The organism is Treponema sp., from assembly GCF_052169735.1.
Lineage (GTDB): Bacteria > Spirochaetota > Spirochaetia > Treponematales > Treponemataceae > Treponema.
The window spans coordinates 1-9,465 of the sequence record NZ_JBQNBW010000078.1; the positions used below are offsets into that span (position 1 = coordinate 1).

The 9,465-nt window shown below is 41.2% G+C and carries 8 protein-coding genes and 1 pseudogene; 4 read left to right on the top strand and 5 right to left on the bottom strand.

Annotation, left to right across the window (positions count from 1 at the left end):
- Positions 1-318 precede the first annotated feature (318 nt).
- Complete coding sequence (locus ACTTJ8_RS10585; protein WP_442715786.1) at positions 319-1,947, bottom strand: ATP-binding protein; 1,629 nt, start codon at positions 1,945-1,947, stop codon at positions 319-321.
- A gap of 120 nt (positions 1,948-2,067) precedes the next feature.
- On the opposite strand from ACTTJ8_RS10585, the pseudogene ACTTJ8_RS10590 reads away from it, so the two are divergent.
- Positions 2,068-2,295, top strand: a pseudogene (locus ACTTJ8_RS10590) (hypothetical protein); the annotation flags it as partial.
- Between the two features lie 332 nt (positions 2,296-2,627).
- On the opposite strand, the gene ACTTJ8_RS10595 reads toward ACTTJ8_RS10590, so the two are convergent.
- Positions 2,628-3,212 (bottom strand): TetR/AcrR family transcriptional regulator, encoded by a 585-nt coding sequence (locus ACTTJ8_RS10595; RefSeq protein WP_442715785.1) that lies wholly within the window; start codon positions 3,210-3,212, stop codon positions 2,628-2,630.
- Positions 3,213-3,574: 362 nt separating this feature from the next.
- Between ACTTJ8_RS10595 and ACTTJ8_RS10600 the strand changes: the two genes are divergently transcribed.
- The 3 genes from ACTTJ8_RS10600 to rlmN are packed head-to-tail and all read left to right on the top strand — an operon-like array spanning position 3,575 to position 6,112.
- On the top strand, positions 3,575-3,904 hold the full coding sequence (locus tag ACTTJ8_RS10600; protein ID WP_442715784.1) for a hypothetical protein: 330 nt from the start codon (positions 3,575-3,577) through the stop codon (positions 3,902-3,904).
- Positions 3,897-5,063: a tetratricopeptide repeat protein gene (locus ACTTJ8_RS10605; RefSeq protein ID WP_442715783.1), complete on the top strand. Its 1,167-nt coding sequence runs from the start codon at positions 3,897-3,899 to the stop codon at positions 5,061-5,063. Before ACTTJ8_RS10600 ends, ACTTJ8_RS10605 begins: the two co-directional genes overlap by 8 nt.
- Before the next feature lie 14 nt (positions 5,064-5,077).
- A complete protein-coding gene (gene rlmN / locus ACTTJ8_RS10610; RefSeq protein ID WP_442715782.1) occupies positions 5,078-6,112 on the top strand; it encodes a dual-specificity RNA methyltransferase RlmN in 1,035 nt (344 codons plus the stop codon).
- 399 nt (positions 6,113-6,511) lie between these two features.
- Here rlmN and ACTTJ8_RS10615 read toward each other — a convergent pair whose 3' ends face one another.
- From ACTTJ8_RS10615 to ACTTJ8_RS10625, 3 genes are all read right to left on the bottom strand, one after another.
- The gene (locus ACTTJ8_RS10615) at positions 6,512-7,552 is read right to left on the bottom strand and encodes an OmpL47-type beta-barrel domain-containing protein (protein ID WP_442715781.1); all 1,041 of its coding nucleotides are present in this window, start codon (positions 7,550-7,552) and stop codon (positions 6,512-6,514) included.
- Between the two features lie 44 nt (positions 7,553-7,596).
- Positions 7,597-8,121, bottom strand: a complete 525-nt coding sequence (locus ACTTJ8_RS10620; RefSeq protein WP_442715780.1) for an OmpA family protein — start codon at positions 8,119-8,121, stop codon at positions 7,597-7,599.
- Between the two features lie 334 nt (positions 8,122-8,455).
- On the bottom strand, positions 8,456-9,465 hold a 1,010-nt coding region (locus ACTTJ8_RS10625), incomplete at its 5' end, for a PD-(D/E)XK nuclease domain-containing protein (protein WP_442721168.1).

Sequence of the window (9,465 nt, forward strand, 5' to 3'; positions counted from 1 at the left end):
GGGGGGGGGGAGGGGGCATTATATACATATTCTTCATTTTGTCAATCATACTTCCGTATAAAACAATATTTTTATGCAAAACAACCGTAAATATAGACTAAAAACTATGTTTGCCGGCATATCATTACATAAAAATAATTATACCACGGAAAAGACAAACCTGCAAGAAAAAACAACAACCACAACGCAGCATGTGAGCATTGACTCCGTTGCGGAGATTGGAAGTCTTGCTCTGCATGCTAGTTCATCAAATGAGCAGGATGACAGTATTCGATAAAAAGAAAATACCCCCTATACCCCCAAAAGAAAAACGGGGGCTTATAACGATACCACTGCTACCTGCCAGTCTTTAATCGTCCGCTTTTTTTCATCAAATCCCGCACCGATGAGTACCACCTTCTTTCCGTCCACCTGATATTTTGCTGCATATTCTTTTTCTTTTATCTGATTGAGTGCATCTTCCGCAGTACCGTTACCGGAAAGTTTAAACTCAAAGAGGTAGATACTATCCGCAGTAGTAACCACGCAGTCAGCTCGTCCGGTCGAGCAATGCACCTCAGTCTGTACAAACTGCCCCATCAGCGCAAAAATCAGATACACCGCCGTTTGATAGTTCTGTTCCCTCAGTTTCACGTTTCCTTCGCTGAAGTTATCATACGGTATACCTGCTATGATTGACCGCATTCGTTCCATAAAAGAGTCAACTTTCCCCTCACGGATGTCTTGTACAAACTGCCATACTGACTTGCCTGTATCACCGAGCGGCAAACCTGAATATGCAGGCAGTAGATTCTCTAAAAAGCCGTATCGCACTTCATCATTCGGAAAGCCGAGCTTATACAGTCGCGCTTCTTTGCTATACCCTATAATCGTCAAGTACCCTGATTGAAACAGAATAGGTAATGCATTTTCTGTCACCGCACGATACGTTTCCAATCCTGCTTCATTGAGTTCAACATTGCCATCCAAATCCGGGATAAAATAATGCGCCTCTTTTAAGTAATTGACCAAGAATGTCGGTGTTCCCGTACTAAACCAATAGCTGCCAAAGTCTTTCGCTTTAAATGCACTTAAAAGACTGAAAGGGTTATACACATTCATGCCGGCTTTTGCAAAGCGATATCCGTCATATTGCTTCTTCAAGGTCGCAAGCGTTTTACTTCGCGTCAAACCTTCTGCTATACTCAGTGCTTCTATCTCCGGCTCAAAGTTCTGCTCAAGCTCCCGTCCCGTAATGCCGCATATTCCTGCATAATCATTGCGTAAGCTGATATCTTCCAGGTTATTCAAATCGCTGAAAATACTGATTTTGCTAAACTTAGTAACCCCAGTGAGAAAGGCAAAGCGAATGTATTGATCGCAGGTTTTAATAACCGAATAGAAGGCTTTGAGCATATTACGGTATTGCTCATTGAGTGTTTCATTGGCATCCATTGTCTGCAAAAGCGGTTTGTCATATTCGTCTACGAGGATAACAACTTGTTTGCCCGTTTGCTGATAAGCTGCCTTTATCAGCCGTTCAAGCCGTGATGCAAAAAAAGGTTTCTCTTCTTTTGTGAGGACTATACCATAGAGATTTTCCGGTTCTTTTAATAAAGAATCGAGCCGTTCATGTAAAGCATCATCTTCAAGATACTGTCCCGTATTAAAGTCGAGATACAGTACAGGATATGTTTCCCACGCATTTCTGCCTTCTTGAACAGCCGCTTCTTCTTCCGCTTTTTCAAGATACAGCCCTGTAAACAGCTCTTTTTGCCCACGGAAATAGGCTGCTAAGGTTGAAAGAAACAAGCTTTTGCCAAACCGGCGCGGACGGCTCAAAAAATACACCTTCCCATTATTGACCAATCGAGATAGATACTCTGTTTTATCAACATAGAGAAATCTTTTTTCGCGTAAATCCTTAAAACTCTGTATGCCAACCGGCAATTTTCGTGGAAGGTTCATAGAGATAGTATAACAGGTTTTTCTTATTAAGCCTATCTTTGATTTTCTTTGCGAAGCCAGATATATCCATTTCAAAATCCTATAATCTATGCTATAATGTAGCCATTGAGAGGGATTGCTATGGCTATGGCAAATAGAAAATATAAAGACTCGGTATTTGTCGATCTATTCAGTGAAGATGACAAAGCAAAAGAAAGATTCTTATCGCTTTACAATGCTCTGCATCATACCAATTTACCGCTTTCATGTCCGGTAGAAAATATAAGGCTCGATAACATCATGTACATGAATATTGTCAACGATGTTTCCTGCCTTGTAGACAATAAGATCATCGTGCTTGCTGAACACCCTCGCTCAAGAATGTACATCCGTGTACATTCTAAGGCTACGAGTTCGTGAACGAACTCGCTTCTGCGTGGAACCACTGCCATCCTTGGCAGTTTTGAAATGTACATCCGTGTACATTCTTGACCTGCGAGTTTAGCCTTACGTCTAAACTCGTTGCTGATTCACACCACGACCATCCCTGTCCATCCTGAAATCCTTTCCGTAAGCCTTTTGAAAAGAGACGGTACAGATACAAGGAATTAGGCAAAAAAGTACCGGAGGCGTATCTATGATACGTTGAGGACACTTTTTTGCCGTATGACGCAGTAGATGTGCCGTATATTTTCAAAAGCTTAAGCGACGCCGTATACAAAGCTATGTATAACGCGGTAAATCGTTTGATCATCTCTAGGCAGTTTGTGCTGCACACACAGCAGAGCTACCGAAATGACATTATTGTGGAACAAGATTGAGTACAGTTCTTCCTTCCCGCGCATATTGCCGAACTCGTTGGCGGATTTTATAAAAAATGCTGCAAATACCGAATCAAAGCGCTTTTTTAACGGCGCGTAGACGGCCTCGGTTTCCGCATTACCGGGTGCATTTAAGAGTACGCTGTGCAGATTAAAAAAATCCGGATACGCAAGAGCAAAATCGATTGCTGCGGTCAGAATACGTGTCAGGCTTTTCAGAAAATCGTGCTCGTACACTGCAGCATCACTCAAACGCTGCAGCAGCTCCGCTCCTTTGGAATCTGCTATTGCCTGCAAGAGCCCCTGCTTGCTTTTGAAAAAATAGTACAGAGTCGGTTTTGTGATACCGGCGTTATCGCAAATCTCCTGCACCCCTACTCCCTCATATCCTTTTTGCGAAAAAAGACGGATAGCCGTGTTAAGAATTTCGGTTTTGCTATTATCGTTTGTTGTTGTATCATTCATATTATATACCGATCAGTATATAATATACCAATCGGTATATAAAAAGTCAAGAGAAAAAAATATACGATGGCAGGGATTCGGCGGAACATTACAGAGGTGTTATAAAATCATACTCATAAATACCGCACATGTAAGCCGTAAGTATTGTGATAAACTCAAGGGCTTGCAATAATCTGAGCTATTTTATAAAATAATTGTGCCGATAATAAGAATGAATAGATTCGGTTAATCCGGCAGCCGAAAGTATTGTACGTTTGAAAGTGTTGGATTATGTATATAATTGATTTTATTTTTAGAAAAGGGGCGGACTTTTATAAATAGGTTTTAGATTAAAAATCTCATGTAGTAAAAGATAAAGTAAAATGAAATTGGACAACAGGCATTTTATTAAAGTAACTGATAGTGTTACCTCTCTCAGTTCTGAGCAAAAAGCAGTATTAAACCGGCGAGGAAATCGGCTTTTTAATGAAGGCTTTATTCAAGAAGCACAACGTATTTTTACTACCACCGGCTATTCAGACGGGCTTACCCGTGTCGGCGATTATTATGCTGCACAGCACAACACTTTAGAAGCACTCCGTTTATATTATCTCGCAAAAAACAAACGCAAATCAGAACCGATTATTGACTCGCTCGTCCAAATTGTTAAGAAGTTAATTGATACTGACACAAAAGGAGTTGACAATGTTTGAACCTATTGAGAATGCTTATCACGAAAGGCATGAAGGATTGTTTCCCCCCGTACTGAATCCTGACCAAGACTTGCCTCATGCGGATGGAGTGGACGAGCTAACGAAGCTCTCGCGCGAAGGATATCTTTTCCTTAAAGCGAATGAGATCGACCGTGCAGAGTCGGAGTTTAAGAAGATGTTAGCACTGGATGAAAACAACAACTATGCGCTTGTCGGCTTAGGGGACGCTGCCCGGAAACGGAACAGATGTAAAGAGGCTGCCCAATATTACAGTGATTGTTTGCGGCACCATCCGGGAAACAACTATGCATTATTCGGCTTGGCGGATTGTTACAAAAACATGAACCTCTACGCAAAGGCTATAGAGATTTGGGAACAATACCTTGAGCATGATAATGCAAACATCACTGTTTTTACCCGGGTTGCGGATGCATATCGGAAAATCCATGACTTTCAAAATTCAAAGAGGCTTTATTTAAAAGTGCTTGAGATAGAAGCAAGTAATCCTTATGCCTTAATCGGTTTAGGTCATTTGCATTATGACTTCAAGAAATACCGTGAAGCCCTTTTTTATTGGCAGAAAATTTTAGAGCAAAATGAGAATAATGTAGATATCCGCATTTTAACGTCAATCGGAAACTGCTACCGGAAGATGAAGCAGTTTGATCAAGGCGTAAGCTACTTTGAAAAAGCCTTGGAAAAAGATCCTGATAATTTCTACGGTTTGTTCGGACTAGCTGACTGCTATCGCGGTATGAAGCAGCAACAGCATTCTATCAAATACTGGGATGCTATTTTGAAAAAAGATCCTAACAATAAAGTGATCTTGACCCGTATGGGCGATGCTTACCGGCATATCGGCGACTATGTAAAGGCAGAACAGATATATCAGCGCGCTCTTGATATTGACTATGATTCCTATGCGATACTTGGTCTTGCAATTTTGTGTAAAATACAAGGTAAGTATGACGAAGCTATCACCAGCTTAACGCATTTAATGCAGGCTGATCGGAAGAACTACCGTATTTATCTTGAGCTGGCAGACTGCTATATCCATACCAACGAAAAAGCAAAAGCTATTGAGGTATTGCAAGCCTTCCAGCAATACGGCATTAAGAACCAAGCGGTGAGCGATGCGCTTTCTTCGCTACAGAATTAAGGTAGTATGCTATAGTGCTTAATGATCATACGGAAACGGGTAAGATTCTATCAGGCTTATTACCGGAAGAAATTTCGGCAGCCTGTAATCTTACCCAGCGGTTCCATGCAATGCAGATTTTTCAATGGATTGCACGCGGTACCGAGTTGTTTGCTGATATGACAAACATTCCACTCAAAGAACGGGAACGGCTTACACAAGATTTTGCTGTACATAACTCACGGTGCGGTACTGTTCTAAAAGATCCTGACGGTACTGTAAAGCTTGGAATAGAGTTATATGACGGCAGCAGAATAGAAACCGTGCTGCTCTTTGATAAAAATGAACGTAAAACAGCATGTGTTTCATGTCAGGTCGGCTGTCCGATGGGCTGTACTTTTTGCCAGACAGGACAACTTGGCTGTTTGCGTAATTTAGCACCAAATGAAATAGTCGAACAATTTCTTCATCTAGAAAAAATTTGCGGCAGACTCGACAATATTGTCTTTATGGGCATGGGAGAACCGCTTTTAAACTTAGGCGCTATCAGCAAAACCATTGCTATTCTCACACATCCCAAGGGGCGAAATCTTTCACATCGGCGTATAACACTTTCAACATCAGGTATATGTAAGGGGATTTATGAATTAGCAGACAGTTCCTTTGATATCCGGCTGGCTGTTTCGCTGACAACCGCTGATGAAGCATTGCGGACAGAATTGATGCCGGTAACAAAAGCAAATCCTCTCCCCGAATTAAAAAAGGCAATTCGGTATTTTAATGAAAAAACAGGGAAACGGGTAACGCTTGAACTGGCGCTTTTAAAGAACATCAACACCTCTTTAGATGCTGCAAAACAAGTATGCGCATTTACACAAGGACTTGATGTGCATATCAATTTAATCCCCTGGAATCCGGTAGACAGCTTACCATATACGACACCTTCAGATTCCGAAGTACGAACTTTTTATTCCTATTTGACTGCTGCCCGCTTAAATGTAACCGTCCGGCAAAAACGAGGGCGCACTATCGGCGGAGCCTGCGGTCAGCTCGGAAAAAAAAGCTGCTGACAATTTCTTTTCCTTGCTCAGCGCTTCCTCCTAGAAATCCTATAGCTTCAATCAACATAGTCTTCCCGTAAAAACTATCAAAGCATCATATATTGGGTGAGCATAAAGAAACTGTGAACATTTTTATGTTACACCTCAAAAAGAGCAGAGGTGTCCACAGCAAGGATGTATATTTTTGACGAGGTGGTTGCAGTCGGCTTTAATACCCTCATGTTAGACACAGCATGTGAGCATTAACCTTCCGCACGAATAAAAAACGGCACCTATATATCCTTTAGGATTTATTTATAGGTGCCGTTCCGTTGTAAACAGCATGTGTTCTCCGTTAGACGTTCACATCTTTTATATGGGACTATCTAACTGTAAAGCGCAATGCTGTATGTGCATTTTCAATGCGGTTTATTGCTCGTTTGCAGGAGCCTTCCACATCGCAGGTGCGTTTCCGTCTCTGTCGATCATTTCAACATCGGATGCCGGTGTGATCTTGTCTACATAGAATTTGTAGGATACCGGTTCTGATACGTTACCAACATTGTCGATAGCCTTTACATCGATATTGTAAACAGTTTCGCTGGTGAACTGAATAGGATCAACGTATTTTACATAATCCGCATCATTGATCTTAACATAAATTGCATCAAGACCGGAAAGTTCATCAGTTGCAGCAAATGCGACACTTTCTTTTGTAGAAACGATAATACGTCCTTCTTCATCAACCACATCTGAGCTGGGGAAAACAGTAAATTCAGAATCTTTATTGATGAGGCGATCGCTATTTTCAATATAGACAGTCGGAGCAGTGGTATCCACAACAACAGAAACCATTGCAACAGAAGCTAAGTTACCTACATTGTCGATTGCTGTGTAATAAACTTTTGTAGGACCTTCCTCGGTTAAAGAATAGTATGCTTCTTCAGCTTCTTTTCCTTCGCCGCGCAGTTCGAGATTATTCAAATCGGTACCGATATAAGCGCCTGCAGTACCTGAACCGGTTATATCATCATTCGCAGCGATATACCATTTAGTATTTGCAGAGCAGTATGCAGCTAACCCTTTGTAAAACAAAGGTTCAGTGGTATTGAGTGTTGTTTTGGGAGCGGTATTATCAACAATAACAGCAAGTGTTTTTGCAACTTCCAAGTTTTTGCCGTTATCAAAACCGCGGTAAGAAATTTCATGCCGACCTTCTTCCAAGATGTGGAAAGGATTAAAATAGGTCATAAATGCAGAACCGTTTACAGAGAATTCAACGTGATCCAATCCTGTTTCCTTATCTGAAGAATTCAGCTTAAAGAATACATCACTGTTCACATAATGCTTCTCTCCATTAAGATATTGCATTGCTGCTCTGTGATAATCGGGATTCATTGTCTGCGGCACCTGTGCCCAAACAGATAAACAAATGGCTGCGAACGCTGCAGCAAAGAGTGATTTTTTCATAAATCGTACCTCCAATAATGTAAAAGATGACTCGCGCATCTTTTTTAATATGCAATTTCTACTCTGCGGTTATGCTTTCGTTCAGCAATATCCGCATGAGATCCGGCGGGGCATGTTGCACCGGCAGATTCTATTGCCATGCTGCTGCCATCGAAAGCCCCAATCGATTCAAAATAACGCGCAACAGCAACTGCCCGTTGTAACGATAAACGATCTTCGTCTCGTGCATTATCCATCTTTGCACTATGACCGGTAATAGTTACCTTTGTTACTTCTTTGGCTTTTAACTGTTCCGCAATACCATCAAGTTTACGAGCGGTAAACGCATCAATAGTATATGCGTTTGGCGCAAAATAAACTGTTGTTTCGGCATTTGTATTTTGACCCTCATCCTTCCGAGCCTCGGGAGCTTGTTCAGCTTCAGCAGGTTTTTCCTCTGCGGCGACTTGTTGCTCCTGTACAACGGGCGTTTCTTCCTGAGGTTCTTCTGTCGGCTGTTTAGGCTGTGAGGCGCATCCCATCACAATTGCTGCAACAAACAATAGAAGAACACCTTTTAATTTGCTCAAATTTTGACCTCCTCAAAACTTTGAAATAACTATTAAACGCATTTGTTCCCTATATATGAATTTATTTGTGTTACGATTTTAAATTGAAGGGCAATATTTATGATACTTTAGCACATCCTCTTCTACCCAAAGTACCGGTTACTATTCTCAGCACACCTTTCACTGTAGCAAGAGAATCCATAATCAGCGGCTCCCACACTGTAATCGTATATAGTATCAGCATCATTTTTTTTGTCAAGCCTTTTGCTGAAAAATCAGTATCTCCGGTGCTCTACGCCGAGGTTGTTGATCCTGCTCAGAATATCATCGCCGCTGCAGTAGGAACCGTATATTTTCACACAGTCTCCCACGTAAATCCCGAAATATTCCGCTCCGCTTCATCAAAATTGATCCCAACAAGATAGATGTCCTTATTCATATTACGGTACTTCTCATAATATTTCTTTGCTTTTATCTGCTCCAAGGCATTCCCGCTGCCCACCTTAAACTCGATAATGTAGACTTTCTGCTCCATAGTGAGCGTTAAATCTATCCGTCCTCGGTTCGTCGTATCTTCTCCAATCAGCGGAACCCCTAAACTCGCTAAAAACGCATACACCACACTGGCGTAAAATCCTTCGTACAGGCTGATATTGTTATTCGCATAGTTCTGATACGGCAGCGAGGCAAACAGCGTATGGAGCGTATCTTTAATCCCCTCCATATCAGCTTTCTCTAATGCAATATAGGTGCTGTTTTGAAGATTAACCCCCTCTTGTAAAGAATCTGTTATCATAGTGAAAATTCTATCACTCAACGAAGCTTTCACTTCCAAATTCGGTATTTTAAGCTCGTACATAATTCTACTGCCAATACTAAAAGTCCGATCTATCGTTAAATACCCAGATTGGTACAAAAGCACTTCAAAATTGATCTTTTCAATATCAAAAGCTCCCAGCTGTTCTTCACCAATCACAATGTTTTCTAACTGCGGTACATAATAGTTCTTTTCTTTTATCAAATTGATCAAAAAGCTCGGACTACCTGTTTCAAACCAATAATTCTTATACAAATGCCCATTCGCACAGAATTTCAATATATCAAACGGATTGTATACATTGTCCTTTAAAAAATTATAACCGTCATACCAGCGCTTCACTTTTTCCATATCAGCCCCTGCAAGATACGGCTGAAAACTCGTTTCAAGATCCGCTTGTGTATACCCGCAAATATTCCCATACTGGGGATACAGTGAGATATCTTCGATATTATTCAATCCGGAGAAAATGCTCACCTTGGAAAATTTGCTTACCCCCGTCAAAAAGGCAAACTTTATATACTCATCATTATATTTGATATGCTCAT